Below are 25281 nucleotides of genomic sequence, written 5' to 3' on the forward strand. Positions count from 1 at the left end.
ATGAGAGAAATTTTAAGGCGCTTACTTACAGGTGCGGTGTATGTAATTTTACTACTTTCCGCCGTATTTCTAAGCTCCGATGCGTTTGACTTTTTGTTTATGACCTTTGGTCTCGCCTGTTTATACGAGTACAAACGTATGATCAAACTTCCTGGCTACCACATTTTTATTGCTTATTTGGCACTTTGGTGGACATATATATATCTGATCGATGATAAGATTCTCATCAATATTTTGATGTTCATTACAATATCCATTAATTTTATACTGTTGTACTACCTCTTTTCAGGAAAGGAAAAATTGTTCAACTCTTTGCAAAAATTTATAATCGGTTTGTTTTATATAGGGGGAGGTTGTATTTTCCTAACTATGATTCCCTATAAGGATAATGAATTTGCAAAGTTCCTGATCATGGGAGTATTTATCCTAATTTGGGTAAACGATACTTTTGCTTACTTGGTTGGCAAAAGTATAGGTCGTAATAAATTGTTCCCTTCCATTTCCCCAAAAAAAACAATAGAGGGAGCAATAGGAGGTTTTGTTTTTGCATTGGCAGCATCGTATTTTTTATCGAAATATGAAACCAATATTTCGCTGGTTCAATGGTTAATTCTGGCATCGGTCATTGTATTGACGGGAAGTTTGGGAGACCTTATAGAATCTAAATTTAAAAGGGCCGCAGGCGTCAAGGATAGTGGAGCCATTTTGCCGGGACATGGTGGAATGCTGGATAGATTGGACAGTCTAGTGTTTGCTGCACCTTTTGCATATTTAACTTTAATTATTTTTTCGCATGTTTCATAGAGAAGGACAAAAAATCATTACAACAACCTTTATTTTGGTTTGTTCCATTATAATATTGGCCAATTTTTTCGTGGACATCACGTGGCTAAAATTTGTTCTTCAAATTACCTCATTGGTCATACTTGTTCTAATTCTACAGTTCTTTAGAAATCCCAAACGAAATGCCACCAAAAGTTTTGATGAAATACTAGCGCCTGTAGACGGTAAGGTGGTTGTTATAGAGGAAGTGGAGGAAACCGAATATTTTAAGGACAAACGTATCCAAGTATCCATTTTTATGTCTCCCATAAATGTGCATGTTACAAGATATCCGGCAAGTGGACTTATTAAATTCTCCAAATACCATGCTGGAAAATATCTAGTAGCCTGGCATCCGAAGTCCAGCGAGGAGAATGAAAGAACTACCGTTGTCATAAATACCCCAAAGTTTGGGGACATACTATACCGCCAAATCGCTGGCGCCATGGCCCGCCGTATTATTAATTATGCTGAAGTTGGCGAAAGTGTTCAACAGGGCGAAGACGCTGGATTTATTAAATTTGGCTCTAGAGTAGATTTGTTCTTACCTTTGAATAGTGCAATTACCGTAAAACTGCACCAAAAAGTAACAGGGGCTAAGACATGTATTGCAACTACAAGGGTTCAAAAAGAAAATGAAGACTGATAAACTAAATAAAGAATTTATAGCAGCGGTCGATTTCATTAATGATTACAACGACCCTCTCCCTGCTGATCTTCTATTAAAATTATATGCCTATTTTAAAATTGCAAATCGCAATTTTAGCCATCCGGGAAGCAGGACTCCCTTAATAAATGCTTTCAAGGCCAATGCCCTTATCCAGGCCAAGAACGTAACCATAGAAGAAGCCATGGAACGTTATATAGAATTGGTGGACAAAGAAGTTCGAAAGAACAAGAAATAGGGAATTAACTTTAACAGGCTTCTTTTGTTAAGCCTTTAAATTCAAATAATACTGCTTACAAACCCTTAAGAAACCATATTCAATTGGTCTTCCTTATTTTCAAAATAAGTAAAGTATATTCCGCCAATAATTGTAACAAGGAAATAAGCCCCTACCCATAAATTTCCCGATGGGAGGTAAGAATTTAGTCCAAACCAATCTCCGAAATACACTATCCATAAAATTCCTGCCATTCCCCTGAACAACTCTATCACAACCGCATACTTTTTCCTATCCATAAGAGTGGTATACCCATAGATTCCCACAAAAATAAAGCCGCTAAAAACCAGTAGACCACCAAAACCTATTTCGGGATAATTAAAGAACATAAACATCATTAACCCCAAACTTGCCAGCATTTGAAAAATAGCATACTGCTTCAACCTATTGGTTGCATACGTTTCATATCTTTTAAAGTCGTAAACATCCTCGATAATAGCAATAGGATACTGTTCCTTAACATCATTCGGTCTCCAGCCTGTGGGCATAAACCAAATGCGTAATTTATCCCTTAAACTTCTTGTTCGCCATGCATCCTGCAATAGCCTCCATAAATGTTGAAAATTTATAATTACGGGATTCCAGGTTGCGGCAGGCTTCAATACTCCGTATTGGGGAGGAACCTCGTCCAATTCCTCCTGAAATGTACCAAACATACGATCCCAAACGCAAAGTATTTGTCCTAGGTTTTTATCTATGTATTCCGGATTTATGGCATGGTGTACCCGGTGCTGCGACGGTGTAACCAATATATATTCCACCCAACCCATCCTACCAATATGCCTGGTATGGTACCAAAACTGGGCAAACAAATGTATAGGAGCCAAAATAGCTATTACTAAATGGGGAACTCCCAAAACCGCAGCTGGAATTAGGAACAAGGAAAAATAGCCTATCAGATTACTAATGGGCTGTCTTAGAGCACAGGCCAAATTAAATTCCTCACTGCTGTGGTGGATTACATGCTGATTCCAAAAAATATTTATTTTATGGCTTAACCTGTGATTCCAGTAACCGGCAAAATCGAGAACTATAAAAGCTAGGAGCCAAACCAGCCATGTAGCCTTAATCTCGGTAATTGCCAAATGTTCCAACAGGTAGGGATAAGAAACTACGACCAAGGCAAGCCCCAATGTATCCTTTATTATATTGGTAAGTCCGGAACTAATACTGGAAACTGTATCCATAACCTTATGCATCTGTTTCTTTACAAATTGGCCATAGGCTATCTCTATCGTCAAAAGGATTACAAAAAATGGGATGGCATATAAAAGTGCCGTCGCGTAGGTTTCCATTAATCAAGGTTAATATTATAAGCTCTAACAAATATAGCGAAAATGGTTATTTTTTTTATTCAACATAGTACTACTCAACTACACAAACCACTCATAATGTTACTTTTAGTCTCATAAGGCTCCCCTAAGTATGGACAAAACAGAATTCCCCTGTGTTTGGACAAAATGAACCTTGACAAAAGCTTTTGTTTACCGAACCCAATTATCTAGACGACCCTGTTATCATAAAATTCCCATCTTTTACCGAAACAGCCGAAATGGTGGGTATATCCAGAGTTATGGGAGGGTATCATATACAGGCAGATAATGTTGCAGGATTGGAGCTGGGCAGGCAAGTAGCCAGGCATCATTATAAAAAACATCTTCAGCTTATAGGTGAAGGTGGAACTACGGTCAACCAATAAACCAAGCTCATAAGACCTCTTTATTCTTACTAATGACATTCATAATCCAACTGGAAAATCAAAAAGTTATACCAACAAACTATAATAGATGTTCCGATTAACCCAAAATCGCTGAATACTTGGCATAAGCATAGGCATAATCTACCTATGGTTCGGATTGCTAAAATTTTTTCCTGGACTAAGTCCGGCGGACATACTGGCCAAACAAACCATTTCATTATTGACCTTTGATTTAATTCCAGAAAATACGGGGATATTATTACTTGCCATAATTGAGATCGCCATTGGGTTGTGCTTAATTTTTAAAATTCAGCTCAAAAGAATTATCGTAATGGCCATAATAAATCTCGTCCTCACTTTTATTCCGGTAGTGTTTTTCCCTAAAATTTCCTTTTCCAAAGCACCATTTTCACTCACCTTGGTAGGACAGTACATAATTAAGAATATCGTAATTATCAGCGCCCTACTTTTGATATATCAAAGCCCGTACAATCAGGTGTCAAATAATTAAATATAGACTTCCCTACAGCTTCGCTAAAAGCAAAACAGTGGAAATTGCCCCTTTTTTGAGGGATACCTTTGATTAAAAAACGGATTACCAGTCTATGGGACGATAATCTTTTAGAAACTTACCGCACCAATGTTTACCTGTATTAATGCCGTCGATTAAGGGGTCCAACACCCTAGCGGCACCATCAACAATATCCAATGGAGGTTGAAAGTCATGGATTTCTTCCTTTCTTTTGGATAATTCTATAGGGTCCTCATCTGTTACCCAACCCGTATCCACCGCATTCATAAACACCCCGTCCTTGGCAAAATCCAACGCGGAAGTATGTGTCATCATGTTCAGTGCTGCCTTGGCCATATTGGTATGGGGGTGGCGATCCTCCTTATAAAACCTATGGAATTTACCTTCCATGGCAGATACGTTTATAATATGTTTCTTACCTGTATTTTCCTGGCGCATAAGCTTAGACAAGCGGTTACAGAGTACAAAGGGTGCAATGGCATTTACCAGTTGCACTTCTATCATTTCCGGGGTTTCTATCTCCCCCAATTTCAATCTCCAGCTATTGGTCTTGCGCAGGTCTACCTGTTGTAGATCCGCATCCAATTCTCCTTCGGGAAAAACTTCCTTGGCAGAAAGGGAACTATCAAAACTATAGGGGATCTGGGATAGTTTGGCAGAAGCCCTGATTCCAATCCCTGGCTCAGGTGCATGCCAATTAACCGGCAAAGCATTATTCTGGACACTTGCTGTTCCTTTGGTTAAGCTATTAAGTTCCTGTAAACAAAAATCGTGATCGGACAACACTTCTTGAGCCCTTGGGGGTAACTCCTGAAACGGAACTTCCTCATTCTTCATCAGGTGCTGGTAAAACCCAGCAGGCCTTCTTACCGTTTGGGCAGCGTTATTGATCAAAATATCCAAACGATCATATTGTTGTTCAATAAAATTGCAAAAGATTTCAACACTTGGTATATGTCTTAGATCCAAGCCATGTATTTTTAATCTGTGCCCCCATTCGTGAAAATCCTCCTCCCTGGAGAACCGCAATGCGGAATCCACCGGAAACCTTGTAGTGGCAACCACTGTTGCACCAGCCCTTAACAAGATTAAAGTGATATGATAGCCTATTTTTAATCTAGACCCGGTAACTATGGCAACCTGCCCGCTAAGGTCGGCCGTCTGAAAACGTTTTACATAGTTATAATCGCCACATTCCGGGCACATGGCATCATAGAAATGATGTAGTTTTGTATATACCGCCTTACATACATAGCAATTTCTAGGGGATTCCAATTCCAGCTCATCCAAGGTATCCTTAACGGGAGCAGCCAATAATTTTGGGGCTACAAAAACGGCGGCTTCCCTAGCACTTCTAATACCTGTTTCCTTACGCGCATGCTTATCGCGCTCTATCATTTTTCGCTTGGCCGCCTTGGCAGCATCTTTCTTGCGTTGTTTAAATTCATTCTTGGCCGGCCTCGATAATTGGCCCGCTGCCTTTAGCAAAGCCACTCTTTTTTCCTCCGGAAGTTCAAAAACGGTATGTCCGTTTTCAACCAGCTTCTCAAGTAGAAATATACACTGATCGATCTCTTCCAAACTTAGCTTGTCCAAGACATTCTCCTGCCCATCTACCAGATTATTACTACCCATTTCCCTGAAATTTTCTGAAAATTAAAACCGTGCAAATGTAAGGTTTATATTAGATTGCACAAACAGAACCATTTAGCGAAAAAACAAGTCTAAAACAAGACTGTTCAGACTCGATCGAACTTAGCCAACCTCAAGCTGATAAAAGTAGTTTTGTTAGGCTGCCCTAAAGAAAACATACCCAAAACATGGGCATGGAACTGAAATATTTTGAAAGAAAAACAATTTTAATCAAAAGGCCCAACCATAATGTGCGCCCTATGGGTGCCGGGATCCATTAACCATGGCATTCCAGGAGCATGTGGTTTGTCTGGTAATCCCGTAGATTCCGTGGTTGCAAAAGGCGTATAAATCACATATCTAAATTTTCCATTTTGCAATTCCCCAGTAGTAGTATTATAGTCTTCGGATTTTCCATAATATATATACATCATGCTGGGTTCCTTGGGCATTTTCAATTTACCCGAAGCCACTTCCTTTGCACGAATTTTCTCCCTCTCATCTCCCGCCAGATCTTTTGCCGAGAGTTCCCTGCCACGGGCCATAAAAGGTTCCAACTTTTTGGAATAACAGGCCACATTAATTCCGTCCTTATTGGGATTGTCCCCAATGCACACCAAATTATTGGTTCCCTTACGCAATACCACCAATTCCCCGGAGTTATCATAACCATAAACCATAGCTCCATCCTTCTTTTCCTCTGGAGCTGGTAAAACAGCAGTCTTAATTTGAATATCGCTTGGGAGAACTTCTATTTTATGCCCTTGGCACATTGCAGGAAAAACTGATAACAGCACCATCCCTAAAATTAGTTGTTTCATGTGTCAATATTTAGTGTTGTGATTAATTATTTATTATAAATACGATCGATCAATGATGGACTAACAAATTTGAATATTATTACATTTCCTTAAAGATAAAAAATACGGATCTAACCCATTCTACAAATATGGAATAATTAACTTCATGAAGTAGCCTTATTCTTGCAAGGATAATATAAATTTATGGGCTAATACCAAAATCCCACGCAACTATGACGGTTTACGAATTTTTAAACAAACTTAGAAGAACTCCGGAAGAAATAGCATTTGGAGACACTATAAACATAATAGATACCTATTATAATTTTTCACCTTCAAAATTCACCAATGGGGATGTGATAAATGAGGCCGGCCAAAATTCCGGTTCTTGTAAGGTTTTCTCATTTGCACAACATCATAAACTAAACAAAGAAGAAACCTTGGCATGCTTTGGCTCCTACTATAGAAAAGATGTCTTGGAAAATCCAACAGGTACGGATCACCAAAACATTCGCAACTTTTTAGTTACGGGTTGGGAAGGTATTTCTTTTGACAACGAGGCTCTGAGTATCAAGTAAGATTTAACTAGGCACTGTTACCGCACCTAGGTCCTAGAATAAACAAAGCTAAACCCAATTGAAAGACTATTTGACCATGGAAGCCGAGGCCTTATCCAAAAACAACACGGTTTCCTTGTGGGTCCTAAGTATGGAAGCCGGACAAGCAGTACTTATATCCCCATAAAGAGTGTTGTAAACGGCCTGAGCCTTTCTTTCGTCGGGCACCACACAACTTATGGCCTCACAGTTCAATATAGCGGTAATGGTCAACGTAAGGGCCTCTTTAGGCACATCGTCAAAGGTTGGAAACCATCCCTCTCCAAGTTGTTGATTTCTACAGGCCTCATCCAACTCCACCAATTTTATCAATTTGGGATCATTAAAATCGGCCACTGCGGGATCATTAAAGGCTATGTGACCATTTTCACCAATTCCAATACAGGCAATGTCTATTGGATGGACTTTCAGCGCTTCTTCATAACTCTTTAACTCTCCCTCTAAATCTTCTGCATCACCATTTAAAAAATATACCTTTTTTGGTGCCACACTATTCAAAATGCGTTCTTTAAGATACTTTCTAAAACTAGCTGGATGGGTTTCCGATAGCCCCTTGTATTCATCCAAATGAAAAACGGTTATTTTTTTCCAGTCGATTTCCCTGGTCTGTAGCGCCTCTAAAAACGAAAACTGTGATGCACCAGTAGCCAATATGAGGTTGGCAGCACCTTTTTTGCTTATGGCCGTCCGTAATTTCCCGGCAACATAATCGGCCGCAGCTTCTCCCATGGATTTCGTCTCCGCATAGGTTTTTACTGCCAAATTTTCGATTTGAAATGATTTTTCCATTGTTTCTTTTTTAAATAAAATCTGAAATTGCAAACCATGTGGTAAGCAATGAAAATAGAATTACGGCCACTAAACCAAAATTAAGCTTAGCTCCAGCCTTATTATCCCCCATCAATTGATGTCTGTTGATCAAAATAAACATAGGTACCGCTACGGCTGGCAGGATACAAGCCTGAAAAGCCTGGGAAAACACCATAAGTGCAGGAGGCCTTTCCTCCAAAAAAACGGTCCCGAAAGTAAATACCAAGGCACCAAGGATAAGAATTCTGGAAGTGGTAGAATGTATATTTCTTGGAGTTCCCCTATAATCGGCAAGTAACCAGGGAGCTATTAGCACAATAGGAAATATGGTGGAAAGTCCAGCTCCCGTAATCCCTATAATAAGTACAAAAGCAGCCAATTTGCCACCCAAAGGCTCAAATAAGGATATCATCTCTACCGTATTGTCCAGTTTCATCCCCGAAATATGCAAAGTTCCTGCGGCAACGGCCATAATAACACCGCTCAATAAAAGCATCATAAAGGCAGACACAAAGGCATCTGTCTTTTCTTTTTTAAGATCGTTTATGCCCCATCCCTTTTCAGCCACCACCGTACTTCTCATAACAAAAACAGCTGCCGAACAGGTTGTCCCTGTAATGGCAGCAATAAGCCCTAAGGCACCTGGTGTGTCCGGGATACTTGGAACCATACCGGACATGATATCCGCCATATCGGGACGGACCATAATAAAAACAACTATAAATGACAACCCCATCAAGATAACCAAAACCGTCAATATTTTTTCGAAGGCCTTATAACGGCCAAACCACAAAAAGAGCGCAAGTATTACAACAAAGAACAGGATGATCCACGCCCTTTGGACCACTACTCCATTATACGCCAAGCGTACCCCTTCCTGCACCAAATCGGCCACTATTCCCATTACGCCCATAAGAGCCAATAATTCTCCAATAATAAGCACTAGTATAATATAGAGGGAAAGTATCCAACCCCATTTAAATTCCTGTTTAAAATTAAACAGGGCAGTCCTCCCCGTTACCAGGGTCACCTTACCATAGGCTACCATTAAAATATAGGTAAAGACACAGGATAGTACCAATGCCCAAAAAAGGCTCATACCGTATTCCGCACCAGTCTTGGCCATTGTGGTAACGCTACCTGTCCCAATATTGTAGCCTATAAGAAAAAGCCCCGGACCTACCGCGCTTAGTCCCAAAAGTATTTTTTTGATTATTGATTTATTGCCCATACCCAGTTCAACTCCTTTTAATTTATAGCCCTATGCTTTATTTTTCCCTTATTTAAGATCTGAAGAAGCAGAAGCTACTCTTTAGAATAAACCAATTGTCCCGACACAAATGTTTTATGAATAACCACCTTATTATCTTCCAACTTAAAAAGAATAAGGTCCGCCTTTTTTCCTTGTCCTATTTCTCCCAAGTCATTTAATGAGAACATTTTTGCAGGATTGGTACTTGCCATTTGTATGGCATCTTTAAGAGTACATTGGGTATAATCCATAATTACCCCCACACAGGCACTAATAGGTGATGCTGCCCCGGCCAGAACATTTTCCTTGGGTAATTTTACCACGTTGGGGGTCAGCAATAAGGTACGTTCCCCACGGGTATATTCTCCCGGGGGCAAGCCTGCCAAATCCAAGGCATCTGACACCAAAATAGTTTTATCCGGCCCTTTTACCTTATAAAAACTGCGGACTTCCTCCTTGGTCAAATGAAATCCGTCTGCTATCAGGCTAGGCGTAATCCTATCATCTGCCAACTGTGGCCATAGGGGGTTATGATGCCTATTAATTTCGTTGGCACAGCCGTTACCCAAATGAGTAGCCATTTTTGCCCCTGCATCTATGGCACGTTCTATATCCTCTGCACTACCATTATGATGCCCAAGTGCCACTGTTATGCCATTGGCCACACAGTTGCGGATAAAGGGGATGGCACCGTCCAATTCAGGAGCCAAGGTTATTAACTTTATGCCGTTGTTGGCCGCCCGTTGCAACTCCTTAAATTCTTCCCAGTCCGGATTTTTTATATACTTCTCCAAATGTGCTCCCCTAAAACCTGGTAATGGTGATATGTAAGGACCTTCCAGATGAAACCCTGGAATTGACTTTCCTATTTCCGGATCTTTTTGTGCCTGGGCCAGAATGGCAAAATTCTTTTTCAATCTATTGAAATCGCTAGTAATGACGGTTGGAAAATATGTGGTTACACCGGCCTTCCACAAGGCTTTCGTAGCTTTCCGTATTCCTTCAACCGTAAGATCGGGACCTGAAAAATCGACCCCCATATATCCGTTGATCTGGACATCTATCAAACCCGGGGCTATATACATTTTTGAAAGGTTCGCTTCCTTATCTAAGCGGTCAATTCCCGAAATTTTTCCGTTTGTGATAGAAAGGGAGACCCATCCCTCATCGGAATACAAAACTCCCTCTATCCCGTAAGTATCATTTGACTGTGCTGTTGCCATATTACAAAAAAAGAATAGTGCTATAATTGACGTACATTTTAATATCATAGTAATTTGTTTAATTTAGAATTATCAGACCCTTGACAATGTCAACAGAACCTAACTTCCAGATTTAATTTCCCGAATCTTAATATTCCTAAACCACGCATCATCCTCGTGGTTTTGCAAGACAATATGCCCCTTTCTTTTTTCCAAAAACCCTGGATACTCCACGTACTTACTTTTTTGGAACAGGGAATCCAAATGCTGGGTGCCAAATTCATACTCAACTACCTTTTTTCCGTTTAACCAGTGCTCTACCTGCTTACCATTGACTACTATACGGCTAGAATTGAACACACCTGCAGGCCTGACATCGGCATTGTCAGCAGCAATCATATCGTAAAGACTTCCAGTGTATTGGGAAAGTTTTAATTTGCCCGCATAAAGTGTATCGGAATCATCCAGTAATTGATATTCAAACCCCAGGGCCGAATGGTCAGATCCGAACTTTTGTGATAATTCTTCGGACACATTATACTTTAACCCTGTATTGCCCGCCTTTAATATTTTCCATTCAAAATACAGTTCATAATCATCAAAAGTGTCCACGGTCATTAAATCGCCCCCTTCCATCGGTTGTCCATCAGGCAGGGTCTCTACCTCCCCAAAATTCAGTTTTCGTATGGTACCATCCTCGATTTTCCACAGTTCGGTTGGAACATTTTGCCTACCTAAACCACGCCAACCTTTAAACGACATGCCATCAAAAAGTAGTTCCCAACCTTGCTCTTTTTCCATATCCGTTAGGCTATTTTGTAGTTGTACCGTAGCCTTGTCATTCTCAAGCACCTTTTTCTCTTTGTTCTTGCATCCAATAAATACAAACACGATTGTTAGCGCACAAGCCCAATTCCAAAAATTGGACTTAAAATAGTTTTTCATAATTATAATTTTACTGATTCCCAATTATCACTGATTACTGATTTCTGTATTGCTTCCAAAACCGCTATACCATGAATGATACTCTCGTGGCTTCGGGGCTCCTTACCGGTACTGAACATGTTTACCATATCCACATAATTCTTATCCGGACCCACCGTTTCCACTCTGGACTTCAATTCAACCACTCCTTCATCTGTCTCAACAAAGGTCTGCCAGCCGTACTTTTTGGTCGTAATGACCAAGGTAGCCATCCTTCCATTGTCAAATATTAAACTGGCACTACTGTTCAAATTGTCCTTTTCATTCTTGTTGAACCTAGCGGAAACAATTTTTTCGTCAAAAAGATAGATAAGGGGTTCTACCATATGCACTCCATAAAAGATAAAGCCACCATAAATGGAATTAATATCCGCTTTGCCATAACAAGTGATTTGATTTATGTCCTTCATTTCCGCCAATTGCTTCCTCATATCTTCGGTGGCATTGCTATGGGCAATGGAACTGTAGGAAGTAACGGGAGTACCGACCTCTCTAGCCATTTCCAAAAATATTTTTGCGGCCTGGCTGCTATAGCAAAAGGGTTTGTCCACAAAGGTGGGTATACCCGCTTTTACAAATGGTAATGCTGCATCCAGATGAAGATCTCCATATCGGTGATCCACAATCAACGCATCGATCTTGCCCATCATTTCCGATGGCTCTTTTACAATAACGGGAATGCCGCCTTCTTCCTTGGCCAGTTGGGCAAATTCTTCCTTTTCGCCCCAAACATATTTAACCTCCCAACCTGGAAAATTCTTATCCAGATTGAACATTTTACCAAAACCTCTGGTATGTGAATTCTCGGCACCAATGATACCGATAATCTTGTTTTTCGCTACCGGCGTTTTTCCAAATTTTATCTGGGAAAACACTGTTGACGGTAAGGACAGTGCCAATGTTGAAAAGGCTGCCCCTTTGCCCAGCTTTTCCAAAAACGATCTTCTATTTGCCATATTTCTATATTATAATTTCATTTCCCATCCTTTTTCATAAGAACGGCTCCATAATTTTTGAGCTTCATTATCCCCTAAAATATGTCCATTTTGAGGGTCAATATTCAATGATCTACCGCTACGTTGTGCAATATTTCCCAGTTGTACCAATAAGGTACTTTTATGTCCCGAATCTATATCTGCATTTAGGGCTGTACCGTTTGAAATGGCATCGAACATATTCTGTATATGTAAGGCGTCCAGAAGTTCGGCCGGATTGGATTTATTTCTAGGGTCTATTTCCTGAGTATTTTTCACCTCTTTCACCAGTTTACCCTCCAAATCGAAAATGGAATAGCTGTTACCACCAGGTATAAGCAAACTACCGTTTTCTCCATAGAACATAACTCCAACGGAACTACCTTCTATAGGATTCCCGTTACAGCTTCTACCTTCCCAGGACATGGACATTCCGTCTGCAAAATCCAAATTGATTACCTGTGTATCTGGTGCTTCCCAATCGTCCTGATATCGATATCTGCCGCCATTGGAGCTTACCTTGGTAGGGTAGTCTACCTCCATACCCCAGCGCAATAAATCAATCATATGGGTGCCATTATTTAAGGCTTCCCCTGTTCCCCAATGCCAAAGCCAATGCCAGTTGTAGTGTACAATATTATCCTTATAATTCATTCTGGGAGCTGGACCCTGCCAAAGGTCCCAATCCAACCAATTCGGAACCCCAACTTCTTTCCCAACCCCAATAGACTCGCGATTATTGGTATACCATCCCTTTCCAAAATACACTCTTCCTATGGCACCGGACTTCAAGGCTTTTATTCCTTCAACCACATTGGGCCATGAGCGGCGTTGGTTTCCCATCTGTATGACCTGTCCATATTTTTTTGCGGCCTGAACCAAAATTTCTCCCTCATTTGGGTTGTGACTACATGGTTTTTCAACATATACATGTTTTCCGGCTTCCATGGCCAAGAGCGATGCCGGAGCATGCCAGTGATCGGGCGCGGCAATAACCATAGCATCCACATCCTTACTTTCCAAGGATTTTCGGAAATCGACAAAAGACTTAGGCTTCCTACCTTGCCGGTCAAGCACATTGGCCGTACATTTTAGGATAGCCCTACTATCCACATCACAGACATGGATTATCTCACAGTTCTTTTGGTTCGCAAAATTTTTAGCCAAGGAATCACCTCTACTGTTAACCCCCATCATTGAAACATTGATACGATCGTTGGCCCCTATAATTCGGGCATAACTTTTAGCGCTAAATTGTGGGAGCATCCCAGTAGCCGCAATTAGGGCCGAACTTGCAGCAGTTTTCTTTATAAAACTTCTCCTCGAGTTTGAATTTGATTCCATTTTATTCAAGTTTGAACGTTAATTATATTTTTTATCTCCTATATTTTAAAAAAGCCTAATACAGATTCGAAAAATCCTGCCCCAGTTTAGTGATATCCTCGTCGGAGACTACTCCCGAACATATTAGGGTACGAAAAGCAAAACGAACCGAATCTCCCTTCTTTAAGCTCAGGTTCATTGATTCCTTACCGTCCGAAAACACATTCTGCCCTAACGGATTTACTGCAAAAAGGCCATAGCCCCGAGCATGCCAATAGGCCGGATAACCTGGGTTCTTTTTATGATCAAGAATCACCACCGCAACTTTCCCTTCCTTGTATTTGCCGAAAAGTTTCATCCATTTGCCTCGGGTACCCCAAACATCCTCACCTGTAATTCCTTCACTACTTAGATAATCCCCAGAAACCACATCATTATTAATCACTTTTATCGTTTCTGGATTTCCATGTGCATCCGTTAGCGTTAGTGGATCATCGGATGGCAATTCCAGTTCTCGACTCACCCTAATGGCAAACATACCTTCCTTGGTATCCTTGAATAAAATATCCTCTTGAGCCGTTAAAGTACTTATCCAATCAATGACCCTGACCTTGCCCATATCCATAAAATGAAGCTCTATGTCTTCTGTAATTTGGGTACGCCCCCTTGCTTCCCACTTAGTCTTGACGCGAATGGTCCCTTGTGCATCATCGGCCTTGGCCTCAATTACCTCTTGATGTCTAATTACGCCACTAAATGCCTTCCTATCTTCAGGGGTAGCCTCTGAATGCCCCCAATAGTCAATACCATTTACATCCCCATAATTCATCCACATTCCTATATGGTGCGGATGATCGGCACGTTCTCCGGCCACTGTCTTCAATGGGTATTTACGCGTAATTTCCGTGCCTTCCGATGTCACTATAGGCCATAAGCATGGTTTCATGATATTATCCGGATAGATGTAGGAAGTAAATAATTCATCCCCGAAATAGACATCCACTTTTTGTTCCGACACTTTATTTTCTACCCTAATAGCCTGCTTTTCTGATTCTTGCTCAGGTTTCATCTTATTCTTATTGGACTTTCCGTTACCACAGGAACTCAGAACTAGGAGCAAAAGAGCGGCCATTGGTAAACTTATTTTAATTCTCTTTTTCATTTCTTTTACTTATTGAAAATTAATATAGTAGTCTACGTTTTCCTTAATAATTATATCCAACGGCACATACTGTACCACTGGGGGCGATTTTTTATAAACAAAAAAATCGAACAATGTCTTTACGGCAGTTACCCCTTGAATAACAGGTCTTTGAGAAATAATATAATCGATATTTCCATTCTTCAATTCCTCCACATTTCCGGGAACAATATCAAACCCCACCACCTTTATGTCCAGTTCATGCAACGCGTGATACCTAGAAATTAGATGCGCCCTGGAATTACTGACAAACACCCCTTTAGTACCTGGATTTTTAATATAGTATTTGGTTAGCTCCCTGCTTATCTCTGTCTCGAGGGTTGAGGGTATGGTAATGGAATTTATTTTCCTATTTCCCAATACCGAGTGGCTTTTAAAGAATTCCCTAAATCCCTTTTCTACAATTCCAGTGTGGGCACTATTCTCGAGGCCCTTTACCAGATTTACAACAAGGATATCATCTGACGGACCCAAAATTGAGTTCAATAATTTGCCGGCTATATACCCACTGCCCTTCAAATCGGACCCAATATAACTGAGGTTTTTCCTATTCGGAATATTGGCATCAATAAAGACATAGGGAATATTCCTGTCCTCCAGCTTTTTCATGAAGCTTAAACTTTCCTTCTCAAAAAGGGGAGCTAAAATTACACCACTTGGATTCTTCCCCAGAATAACATCGGCACTTTTGACAAAACTGGATTCGTCAAATAAACTGAATTCGTAGGGATCCAACTCCATCCCAAAATCCCTATGCAGCTCCATTGCCTGGTCCACACCTACTCTTGGCAACGTCCAATAACTTTGGGGAGTGGTCGCCTCGGGGAAAAGGGTACAAACAGTGAACTGTTTTCCTAAAGCCAATGTTCTGGCCAACAGATTGGGATTAAAATTCAACTTCTCAATGGCCTCTTCCACCTTTTTTCTTTTGGCGATAGAGACTTTACCCCTATTGTGCAACACCCTATCAATGGTTCCAATGGAAACATTGGCATAGTCCGCCAAATCCTGAATAGTGGTTTTTTTATTTTTTACCATTGAAAACCAGCCTTAACAAATACATGATTATTATTAATTTATAAAAGTGTGTAGGTACACAAATATAAAAATTAAAAAGACATTTCAGCCATTTTTAGTAAAATTTAAGGGATATTATCTAGAAATTCAATGAAAATGTGTAAGCACACACTTATTTAAAAATAAAAAAACGATGATTTAAGCATTCCTTACAATGACCTCCTAATCGCAATAAACAAGAAAATAAATATGGAGTAAATAATAAAAAAAGGAATTATATAATCTACCCATCCCAAAACAAGCATAACACTTATGATCAAAAGCTGAAACCCAAGCCCAAAAGTAGAAACTGCAGTCATAAGCCAATTGGGAAGTCGCCTGCCATTGGCGGCCTCGGCATCGAGTTTATAAATAATGAGATCAAAACTGCCATAAAGTATTTTATACCACCAAAAAAGGATGTTCACATTTCGTTGATGCTCCCCTACCATTGCCACAGGAGTCCCGGATTCAAAGATTCGACTGGTAACATCTCCTTGAAACTTATTTCTTAGAATTACATAGTAATAGTTATACAGGGTACCTTGCAACTGAAACCCTAAAAATGCCAGTAGAGTTAAACCAAAATCTGTACTGGTTATTCGCCAAAGCACCAAGAATATTAAGATATTCAATACAATATCAGACACCGAATCAAAATATCGACCGGTATAGGAAGGCGTTTCCTTTATCCTTGCCAACTCACCATCAGCAGCATCCAAGATAGATTTTAAAATAAAAAACAGGGCTGCGCACCAATAATAAGCGTGATACATACACCCAACAGCTATAACACCGGAGACAAGGAATCCAAAAGTAACATGAATAGGGGTAACGGCCGTTGACTTTAGTGCGTTCGCAATAAGCCTAGCTATTGGCCTCCCATAATCCGAAAGGTCTAAAAATTTATGGTCTTCCGGCAATTTAGACATTCTTAGGTTTTTTTACAGAGCATTTTTATTTACTTAGCTACCTAAATATACGATTAAATAAGAAGGAAATTATTTACCTCGTTCAAAAACCTAGGGATAATGGTACAAGTTATGACAGAAAACAGGGAGGTTTTTAAAAGAATTTAGCAAACGTAACCAAAACCCATTTACCCTTCCAGAATCTCTAATTGTAATATAATATCCTTTTCGGTTATGGGATATGGAATTCCATCCACAAGGGACTTATAAACATCTTCAAATAAATTAATATAGGACGATTTAGCAGATTCAATTTTTTCGATCTGTTTTTCGCCATTTTCTACAATCGTAGTGAGTACACCGAAATTATCGGATTCCTCGATTCCAAATAAAGGATCACCGGGACTCATTCCGGCCAACAATTGCTGCTCCTGAATATCCGTTCGAGGCTTAACAAAGGTACCCTTGGTACCATTAAGAACAAATGAGGCCTGGGGTTGCACCACCAACATACTCATAGTTATAAACACCTGCACACCCTTGGGATACAACAAATGTATGTGCGCATAGTCATCCACTTGGGTTTTTGGCCTAAATTGCCCAGTGTGCTTACTCCATTCCAGTGGATATCCAAAAAGTGCTATGGTCGCATCCAATAAATGCGGACCAAGATCGTACAAGAGGCCGCTACCAGGCACTGGGGTTTCCTTGGCAATCTTAGGACCTATATGATGTCGGTACCGATCGTACCGCATATGGACCTCAACCAATGATCCTAGCTTACCTGACTCCAACACCCTTTTAACGGAAAGAAAATCACTGTCATACCTTCTATTCTGATAAGGTAGAATAATACGATCAACTTTTTTTGCCTCTGCAAAAAGTTCCTTGGCCTCAGAACTGGTGACGCAAAATGGTTTTTCTACCAAAACGTGCTTTTTTGCTTTAAGCGCCTTAAGGGCAAATTCGAAATGCGTTGGATTAGGCGTATTTACCACAACCAGATCTATATCCTTATCCGCTATAAGCTGGTCAACAGTATCGTAACTTTTGATATTTGGATAACTCTTGTGAGCTGATTTTTTACTTCTTTCAACAACTGCCGTTAACTGGAATCCAGGGTGCTCATTTAAAAAAGGGGCCTGAAATAATGTACCAGACATTCCAAAAGAAAGAATCCCGGTATTTATTGTTTTTATCACCATAATCAAGATGCTTTCATTAAATCATGTGTATTTTCCTTAAACTGAGAGCATCTTGATTAAAGGGATGACAAACAGCTACCCCAAACTGGCCAAGCTTTTCTCCAAAGTATCTATCTTGGCAAGCGCATCCGCTTCCTTTTGCCTTTCCAAGTCAATAACTTGTGCAGGAGCATTACTAACAAAACGTTCGTTGGAAAGTTTCTTTCTTACGGAAACCAAAAAGCCCTTTGTATACTCCAATTCTTCCTCCAATTTTTTAATTTCCGCCTCAATGTCAATTGCGCCGATCATTGGCACAAAATACTCGTTGGACTTCACCCTAAACGTCAAGGCGCCCTCCACCGCATTATCCACATATTCGATTGCCGATAAATTGGTCAACTTGGCAATAACCACATCCCAATCCCGAGAAATATCCCCATCATTCAATACAGACAATTGAAGCGCCTCTTTCATGGGAATGTTCTTTTCCTTGCGAATAGTTCGGACTCCGGCAATTACTTCCGAGGCAAAATTGAAACCTTCAATCAGCTCCACATCAACGGCCTTTACTTTTGGCCATTTCGCAATTACCAAAGCCTGCTCAGGGGTTCGTTCTGCAATATGCTGCCAAACCTCCTCCGTTAGGAAAGGCATAAATGGGTGCAATAACTTTAAGTTTTCCTCAAAAATATTAATTACAGCTTCAAATGTAATTCTATCTATAGGCTGCTGGTAGGCTGGTTTTATAATTTCCAATAACCAGGAACTATAATCGTCCCAAACCAATTTATAAATAGCCATTAATGCATCCGAGATACGGTACTTACTAAAATGATCTTCTATTTCAGCAAGGGTTTTGTTGAATTTTGCGGTATACCACTCAATTCCCAACTTGGAAGCCTCTGGCTGTGGCAGATCGGCAACCTCCCATCCATTAACCAAACGGAATCCGTTCCAGATTTTATTGGCAAAGTTTTTTCCTTGTTGACACAAGGCTTCATCGAACATTAAATCATTACCTGCTGCGGAACTCAATAAAAGTCCAACACGAACTCCGTCTGCACCATAATCTTCAATTAACTGAAGGGCATCAGGCGAATTTCCGAGCGACTTGGACATTTTGCGTCTTTGCTTATCGCGCACCAATCCGGTAAGATATACGTTTTCAAAGGGCTTTTCCTGGCGATATTCATAGCCTGAAATGATCATTCTTGCCACCCAAAAAAACAGGATATCCGGACCGGTAACCAAATCATTGGTAGGATAGTAGTATTCTATCTCCTCGTTATTGGGTTCCAAAATCCCATTAAATACACTTATTGGCCAGATCCAAGAAGAAAACCAGGTATCCAGAGCATCAACATCCTGCTTAAGGCCGTCCAAGGTCAACCCCGAATTTCCGGATTTTTTCTTAGCCAATTCCAAGGCCGCTTCTTTGGTTTCTGCAACCACAAAATCATCCTGTCCGTCCCCAAAATAATAGGCCGGAATTTGTTGTCCCCACCATAATTGTCTGGAAATATTCCAATCGCGGATGTTTTCCATCCAATGGCGATAGGTGTTTTCGAATTTTTTAGGGAACAACTTTATATCTTCATCCTCCAAAACCGCCTTTATTGCGGGCTTTGCCAATTGTTCCATGCTTAAAAACCACTGGTCGGACAATCTTGGCTCTATTACTGCTTTGGTTCTTTCCGATGTACCAATTTTATTAAGATGTTGTTCGGTCTTTACCAAAAACCCCTTTTCTTCCAATTCCTTGGAAATGGCCTTCCTGACCACGAAACGATCTTGGCCTTCATAATGGAGTCCAAAACTATTTAAACTGGCATCTTCATTAAAGATATCCACGGTCTCCAAATTGTGTTTCTCTCCCAAGGCCTTATCGTTGACATCATGTGCCGGTGTCACCTTAAGACAACCTGTACCAAATTCCACATCAACATATTCGTCTTCAATAATGGGGATTACCCTATTGCAAATAGGAACGATTGCATTTTTACCCCTCAAATGGGCATAACGTTCATCATTGGGGTTAATACAGATAGCAGTATCCCCTAAAATAGTCTCCGGCCTAGTAGTAGCAATGGTCACTGTTTGGTCAGTCCCCTCAATTTTATAAGCTAAATAGTATAACAGCCCCTGTCTTTCCTCATAAATTACCTCCTCATCGGACAAGGTTGTTTTCGCCTCTGGGTCCCAATTAACCATGCGGTATCCCCTATATATCAACCCTTTGTTATACAGATCCACAAAGACTTTTATAACGGAAGCGGACATATTGTCATCCATGGTAAACTTGGTTCGGTCCCAATCGCAGGAACAGCCCAATTTCTTTAATTGTTCCAAAATCACCCCACCATATTCATGCGTCCAATCCCAGGCATGCTTCATAAACTCCTCTCGGGAGATAGCTTTTTTATCTATTCCCTGTTCTTTTAATTTGGCAACCACTTTAGCCTCCGTAGCAATGGAAGCGTGATCTGTTCCTGGCACCCAACAGGCATTTTTCCCCATTAAACGGGCCCTACGAATCAATACATCCTGTATGGTGTTGTTCAACATGTGCCCCATATGCAGTACACCGGTGACATTTGGTGGTGGTATAACAATGGTATAGGGCTCCCTATTATCTGGGGTGGAATGAAAATAATTATGCTTTGTCCAATAGTCGTACCATTGGCCCTCTATCTTTTGAGGCTCATATTTTGAAGGAATTTCCATTATTTGGAACAGTTTTTGCTAACCCTTATCGGGCGATTACTAATTGAGTGCAAATTTAATGTTAAACATGAAGTAATTCCAAGGTTTTTGTCCAAATAGAAATACGAAACAAAAATAAGTAACGTTATTACATAACAAAAGAATTTTGGAGGTTCATTAAAAACATTTACTTTTGAAATTCACCAAAAACTAAAAATAATGAAAAAAATAGTACTAGTTCTATTTATTGGTCTCTTAGGTTTTGGCCTAACCGCTCAAGAAAATGTAGCGAAAATTAAATTCAAAGCAGAAACCGTTGATTATGGTGAAATCGCCAAAGGAAGCGATGGTGTAAGGATATTTGAATTTACGAATACAGGGGATGCTCCACTTGTTATAAGTAAAGTTAGCTCCAGCTGTGGATGTACCATTCCAAAAAAACCGGATGCACCAATCTTACCAGGCAAAACAGGTGAGATCCAAGTAAAATATGATACCAACAGAGTAGGTCCAATTGCAAAGGCAATTACTGTAATTTCCAATGCTGACACCCCTACGAAAGTGTTAAAAATAAAAGGAAAAGTATTGCCTCCAGAAGGCAAATAAACTCTTCCCTATAAACAAAAAGCTTGTTAGTACTTTATAAAGTATTTAACAAGCTTTTTTTATTCCCGGGACCCGTCTTTCTCTAGCCACAGGCACATTGAAAGACGATAGTCGAACGAATCCTGCATTTCCAGCACGGTTTCCGGTTTAACACCCCTACCCCAAAGAGACCAGGACCCGCCCTGAGGCTAAATTCCATTTATTTAAAAACATCTTTTAGGACATAGGTAAGCAGCTTGTCCTTTTGGTAACGCTCTATTAAGACCTTTACCTTTTTCCCTTCCTTCTCATTGAGCATGTGTAGGATTTGCTGAAGTTTGTAATTGTGCACCTTTTTTCCATTGACCGCGAGAATAACATCCCCTTCCTGCAAACCCGCTTTATGACCTGGGCTACCGGCACGTATTCCTGATACCACTATCTCTGGCACAACACTAAGTCTGGTCCTATTTTGGAAGAGTAGTTGCACATTCCCAAAAGATTTCCCATCGTCCTTTATCACTACTCCCCTGGCATCGGCTAAGCTTTCGGAAATATAACGAACGCCATTATGCTGAAGATCAATCCCGCTCAAATTAAAATCGAATGGGCGATTAAAAAGAGCATTTTTACGCAAACTTAGCGTCCCCGCACCATAATTGAAAACTAGGTTAAATCTCTTTAAGACTTCACCACCCAAACTACCATTTCTATCCCCAAAGGAAGTTATGGATTTAAAATATTGTATATCCGGAAATGCCGCTTTGGCGTCCTTAAGTTGAAAATTACCCAAACTAATTCCCTCAATTTTTGTTCTCTTTCCAAAAATGCTACCACTGAGCCCCTGGCCTAAAAAATCTTCATAATTGTTTTTGGGGACACCCAGCCCTTTTTCCATATCCTGAAAAAGCCAAATAGCATCAGAACTTCCGGAGTCTATCAAAAGTTTAACAGGAATGCTATGCTTATTTTTCATAAATACATTCCCTTGAACATAGGCTTTATTTTTAACAATATTCAGAGGAAGAGTTTGGGTCCTGGCCTTCTTTTGGATCCTATATAAATTTGGGGAATGAAGTTTAAGATATTTTGAGGTGTAATTAACCTCAACAACAAAATCCCTAAAGAGGTCATACCCAATTATTCCATGAACCGGTATACCCAGCCTGGGCGAAAGATTAAGCTCCCTATCCATGACCACATACAACAATTGATCATGATTCACTGCTTTACCAATTTTAAAAACGTTGGCACTAGAACTCAAAGCATCAATGGCTTCACCATCTCCCAGGCCTTTTATTGCAATTTCGGATACATTGTTTATTTGAATGGAATCATTATCCAATAAATTAAAGAGTATGGGCTTATTGACCCCTGAATCCAAAATAAATGCAAGCTTTGTCCCATTCACCTCTACAGGAACAATAATGAGGTTATTGACCAGTTTAAACTTTACCTTTTGGTATTTTTCCCATTGAGGCAATTCGTAATTTTGGGAAAACAATAAAACTGGACAACACCAGATAAGGAAAACCATATGTCTTAAAAAAGCCATCATTTTTCCAATTTTAAGCAACCTATTCCCTTAAATTTACAAACAATAGATTATGCGACAGAATGATTTAACATATTAATATGGAATCAAATAAGGCCGTTTTATTGTTTTGTAAATATTGATTTCCCATTTTTGCTTAAAATTCAACTCATATGCCATCAATTTCCCGGAGAGGCGCAACAATGCCAGAATCTCCCATTAGAAAATTAGTACCTTTTGCTGAAGCTGCCATAAAAAGAGGAATTAAAATAATTCACCTAAATATTGGTCAGCCCGATATAAAGACCCCTAAAATTGCCCTGGATGCCGTTAAGAACAACACCTTGGAGGTATTGGCCTATAGCCGAACCGAAGGTGCTGAAACCTATAGGGAAAAAATTGCCGGATACTACGCCAAAAACGACATACATGTTAAGGCCGATGATATTATAGTTACCACCGGAGGCTCTGAAGCGCTTTTCTTCTCTTTGGGAACCATTGCGGATACTGGTGACGAAATTATTATTCCGGAACCCTTTTATGCAAATTATAACGGGTTCGCAAATGAAACCGGAATTAAGGTAGTCCCAATCGTGTCGCATATCGAGGATAATTTTGCATTACCTGCCATTGAGGAATTTGAAAAACTAATAACACCTAGAACAAAAGCAATCTTAATATGCAATCCCGGTAATCCTACCGGATATTTATATAGTAAGGAAGAAATCAAAAAACTTGCCTCTATAGTAAAAAAGCATAACCTGTTCCTGGTCGCCGATGAGGTGTACCGTGAATTTACCTATGACAATAGGGATCATTATTCCATACTGCAGGAAAGTGGATTGGCAGAACATGCCATTATAGTGGATTCGGTTTCCAAAAGATACAGTATGTGCGGAGCCAGAATTGGGTACTTGGTATCCAAAAACAAGGAAGTGATACAGACTGCCTTAAAATTTGGTCAGGCGCGCCTATCACCGCCAACCTATGCGCAAATTGCATGCGAAGCGGCATTGGACACCCCACAGAGCTATTTTGATGACGTAAAAAAGGAATATGAGGAACGCAGGAACATCCTTATCTCTGAACTGAGCGAAATTGAAGGGGCGGTAGTAGCCAGGCCTCAGGGTGCATTTTATTGTATTGTGGAACTTCCAATTGAAAATGCCGACACATTTGCCAAATGGTTATTGGAGGATTTTAATTTGGATGGGGAGACTGTAATGGTGGCTCCCGCTGCAGGTTTCTATGCCACTGAAGGTTTGGGCACAAACCAAATAAGAATTGCCTATGTTCTTAAAAAAGAAGAGCTAAAAAGAGCGGTGCACATTCTAAAGGAAGCCCTAAAGGTATATGCCAATTAATGGAAATACAACAAGACATATCCCTTAAAAAATACAATACCTTCGGAATAGATGCAAAGGCAAAATTCTTTTGCGAAATAAATTCGATAGAAGGGCTCATAAAAATACTTGAAATAAAAGATTACCCTAATTTTTTTGTCCTAGGGGGCGGAAGTAATATGTTGATCACAAGGGATTTGGAAAACCTGGTGCTATACATCAACTTAAAAGGCATTGAACTATTATGGGAAAACTCTGATGAGGTTTGTATAAAGGTCAATGCCGGTGAAAATTGGCATCAAATGGTGTTGTGGACCTTGGATCAAAATTATGGAGGATTGGAAAACTTATCCCTTATTCCAGGAAATACCGGCACCGCACCAATACAAAACATTGGTGCCTACGGAGTTGAACTCAAGGATACCTTTGTAAGTTGCGACGCCATAGAAATAGCCACCCAGAAACTGAAGACCTTCACCAAAGAAGAGTGCCGGTTTGGATACAGGGATTCTTATTTTAAAAATGAAGGGCTTGGAAAATATATAATCACTTCGGTCAATTTTAAATTATCCAAAAGAAACCATAAACTACATGTAGGTTATGGCGCCATTGTTTCAGAATTACAGAATAACGGCATCACCGACCCCAGCATTAGGGACGTCTCCAATGCAGTTATTGCCATAAGAAAAAGCAAGTTACCGGACCCCAAAGAATTGGGCAACAGCGGAAGTTTCTTCAAAAATCCTGTAGTAAGCAAGCAAGAATTCGATAAATTTACCATGAAATATCCAGACGCCCCCTTTTATAAGGTGACTGAAAATGAATTCAAGATTCCTGCAGGTTGGCTTATAGAGCAATGTGGATTTAAAGGAAAGCGATTTGGAGATGCCGGAGTTCATAAGCATCAGGCATTGGTATTGGTTAATCACGGTAATGCGTCGGGCAAGGAGATAATAGATCTTGCAGAAAAGATTATAGAAAGTGTACTGGAAAGGTTTGGGATCAGGATTACCCCTGAAGTCAATATAATAAAATAGCCCCTGACACATAATGACAGGGGCTATACCAAACCAAACTAACCAAAAATTAAATGCACAGTTACCAGCTGTCCATTTATCCAATTAAACGCTAAGTATAACAATCAATTTTATAATTTAGCGTTTGTGTATA

General features: G+C 40.1%; 23 protein-coding genes. 8 read left to right on the forward strand and 15 right to left on the reverse strand.

Going from position 1 to position 25281, the window contains the following annotated elements; genetic code table 11:
* The 3 genes from MWU78_RS16970 to MWU78_RS16980 are packed head-to-tail and all read left to right on the forward strand — an operon-like array spanning position 1 to position 1727.
* Positions 1-804, forward strand: a complete 804-nt coding sequence (locus MWU78_RS16970) for a phosphatidate cytidylyltransferase (RefSeq protein WP_246999900.1) — start codon at positions 1-3, stop codon at positions 802-804.
* Entirely contained in the window at positions 794-1468 is a 675-nt protein-coding gene (locus MWU78_RS16975; RefSeq protein ID WP_246999902.1) for a phosphatidylserine decarboxylase family protein, read from the forward strand. The genes MWU78_RS16970 and MWU78_RS16975 overlap by 11 nt, the downstream gene beginning before the upstream one ends.
* A complete protein-coding gene (locus MWU78_RS16980; protein ID WP_246999904.1) occupies positions 1458-1727 on the forward strand; it encodes an acyl-CoA-binding protein in 270 nt (89 codons plus the stop codon). The genes MWU78_RS16975 and MWU78_RS16980 overlap by 11 nt, the downstream gene beginning before the upstream one ends.
* 65 nt (positions 1728-1792) lie before the next feature.
* Here the strand turns inward: MWU78_RS16980 and MWU78_RS16985 are convergent, their stop codons facing one another.
* Positions 1793-3061, reverse strand: a complete 1269-nt coding sequence (locus MWU78_RS16985; protein ID WP_246999906.1) for a sterol desaturase family protein — start codon at positions 3059-3061, stop codon at positions 1793-1795.
* Between the two features lie 185 nt (positions 3062-3246).
* Here MWU78_RS16985 and MWU78_RS16990 point away from each other — a divergent pair, with 185 nt between their 5' ends.
* The gene (locus MWU78_RS16990; RefSeq protein ID WP_246999909.1) at positions 3247-3465 is read left to right on the forward strand and encodes a hypothetical protein; all 219 of its coding nucleotides are present in this window, start codon (positions 3247-3249) and stop codon (positions 3463-3465) included.
* Positions 3466-4060: 595 nt separating this feature from the next.
* On the opposite strand, the gene MWU78_RS16995 is transcribed toward MWU78_RS16990, so the two are convergent.
* Both MWU78_RS16995 and MWU78_RS17000 read right to left on the reverse strand, forming a co-directional pair.
* Positions 4061-5632 carry an SDR family oxidoreductase gene (locus MWU78_RS16995; RefSeq protein WP_246999911.1) on the reverse strand — a complete coding sequence of 524 codons (1572 nt, stop codon included), beginning with the start codon at positions 5630-5632 and terminating at the stop codon, positions 4061-4063.
* A 224-nt stretch (positions 5633-5856) separates the two neighbouring features.
* Positions 5857-6450 (reverse strand): hypothetical protein, encoded by a 594-nt coding sequence (locus MWU78_RS17000; RefSeq protein WP_246999913.1) that lies wholly within the window; start codon positions 6448-6450, stop codon positions 5857-5859.
* Positions 6451-6662: 212 nt separating this feature from the next.
* On the opposite strand from MWU78_RS17000, the gene MWU78_RS17005 reads away from it, so the two are divergent.
* On the forward strand, positions 6663-7007 hold the full coding sequence (locus MWU78_RS17005; protein WP_246999914.1) for a HopJ type III effector protein: 345 nt from the start codon (positions 6663-6665) through the stop codon (positions 7005-7007).
* 66 nt (positions 7008-7073) lie between these two features.
* Here the strand turns inward: MWU78_RS17005 and MWU78_RS17010 are convergent, their stop codons facing one another.
* The 11 genes from MWU78_RS17010 to MWU78_RS17060 form a co-directional block, all read right to left on the reverse strand.
* The gene (locus tag MWU78_RS17010) at positions 7074-7835 is read right to left on the reverse strand and encodes a glucosamine-6-phosphate deaminase (RefSeq protein ID WP_246999916.1); all 762 of its coding nucleotides are present in this window, start codon (positions 7833-7835) and stop codon (positions 7074-7076) included.
* Between the two features lie 10 nt (positions 7836-7845).
* The gene (locus tag MWU78_RS17015) at positions 7846-9087 is read right to left on the reverse strand and encodes an Nramp family divalent metal transporter (RefSeq protein ID WP_246999918.1); all 1242 of its coding nucleotides are present in this window, start codon (positions 9085-9087) and stop codon (positions 7846-7848) included.
* Positions 9088-9161: 74 nt separating this feature from the next.
* Positions 9162-10379 (reverse strand): amidohydrolase family protein, encoded by a 1218-nt coding sequence (locus MWU78_RS17020; protein ID WP_246999920.1) that lies wholly within the window; start codon positions 10377-10379, stop codon positions 9162-9164.
* 51 nt (positions 10380-10430) lie between these two features.
* Entirely contained in the window at positions 10431-11255 is an 825-nt protein-coding gene (locus MWU78_RS17025; RefSeq protein WP_246999923.1) for a DUF1080 domain-containing protein, read from the reverse strand.
* A 2-nt stretch (positions 11256-11257) separates the two neighbouring features.
* Positions 11258-12250 carry a Gfo/Idh/MocA family oxidoreductase gene (locus MWU78_RS17030; protein ID WP_246999925.1) on the reverse strand — a complete coding sequence of 331 codons (993 nt, stop codon included), beginning with the start codon at positions 12248-12250 and terminating at the stop codon, positions 11258-11260.
* A gap of 9 nt (positions 12251-12259) precedes the next feature.
* Complete coding sequence (locus MWU78_RS17035; protein ID WP_246999927.1) at positions 12260-13612, reverse strand: Gfo/Idh/MocA family oxidoreductase; 1353 nt, start codon at positions 13610-13612, stop codon at positions 12260-12262.
* Positions 13613-13667: 55 nt separating this feature from the next.
* The gene (locus MWU78_RS17040; RefSeq protein ID WP_246999929.1) at positions 13668-14753 is read right to left on the reverse strand and encodes a PmoA family protein; all 1086 of its coding nucleotides are present in this window, start codon (positions 14751-14753) and stop codon (positions 13668-13670) included.
* Between the two features lie 9 nt (positions 14754-14762).
* Positions 14763-15830, reverse strand: a complete 1068-nt coding sequence (locus MWU78_RS17045; protein WP_246999931.1) for a LacI family DNA-binding transcriptional regulator — start codon at positions 15828-15830, stop codon at positions 14763-14765.
* A 188-nt stretch (positions 15831-16018) separates the two neighbouring features.
* The gene (locus MWU78_RS17050) at positions 16019-16780 is read right to left on the reverse strand and encodes a CDP-alcohol phosphatidyltransferase family protein (protein WP_246999934.1); all 762 of its coding nucleotides are present in this window, start codon (positions 16778-16780) and stop codon (positions 16019-16021) included.
* 167 nt (positions 16781-16947) lie between these two features.
* The gene (locus MWU78_RS17055; protein WP_246999936.1) at positions 16948-17964 is read right to left on the reverse strand and encodes a Gfo/Idh/MocA family oxidoreductase; all 1017 of its coding nucleotides are present in this window, start codon (positions 17962-17964) and stop codon (positions 16948-16950) included.
* Positions 17965-18039: 75 nt separating this feature from the next.
* On the reverse strand, positions 18040-20670 hold the full coding sequence (locus MWU78_RS17060) for a valine--tRNA ligase (RefSeq protein ID WP_246999945.1): 2631 nt from the start codon (positions 20668-20670) through the stop codon (positions 18040-18042).
* A 198-nt stretch (positions 20671-20868) separates the two neighbouring features.
* Between MWU78_RS17060 and MWU78_RS17065 the strand changes: the two genes are divergently transcribed.
* On the forward strand, positions 20869-21255 hold the full coding sequence (locus MWU78_RS17065; RefSeq protein ID WP_187585824.1) for a DUF1573 domain-containing protein: 387 nt from the start codon (positions 20869-20871) through the stop codon (positions 21253-21255).
* 199 nt (positions 21256-21454) lie between these two features.
* Here the strand turns inward: MWU78_RS17065 and MWU78_RS17070 are convergent, their stop codons facing one another.
* Complete coding sequence (locus MWU78_RS17070; protein ID WP_246999947.1) at positions 21455-22792, reverse strand: aspartyl protease family protein; 1338 nt, start codon at positions 22790-22792, stop codon at positions 21455-21457.
* 149 nt (positions 22793-22941) lie between these two features.
* On the opposite strand from MWU78_RS17070, the gene MWU78_RS17075 reads away from it, so the two are divergent.
* Both MWU78_RS17075 and murB read left to right on the forward strand, forming a co-directional pair.
* Positions 22942-24132 carry a pyridoxal phosphate-dependent aminotransferase gene (locus MWU78_RS17075; RefSeq protein ID WP_246999948.1) on the forward strand — a complete coding sequence of 397 codons (1191 nt, stop codon included), beginning with the start codon at positions 22942-22944 and terminating at the stop codon, positions 24130-24132.
* Positions 24132-25148, forward strand: a complete 1017-nt coding sequence (gene murB / locus MWU78_RS17080) for a UDP-N-acetylmuramate dehydrogenase (RefSeq protein WP_246999949.1) — start codon at positions 24132-24134, stop codon at positions 25146-25148. Before MWU78_RS17075 ends, murB begins: the two co-directional genes overlap by 1 nt.
* The last annotated feature ends 133 nt before the right edge of the window (positions 25149-25281 follow it).

The organism is Arenibacter sp. F26102, from assembly GCF_023015865.1.
GTDB lineage: Bacteria > Bacteroidota > Bacteroidia > Flavobacteriales > Flavobacteriaceae > Arenibacter.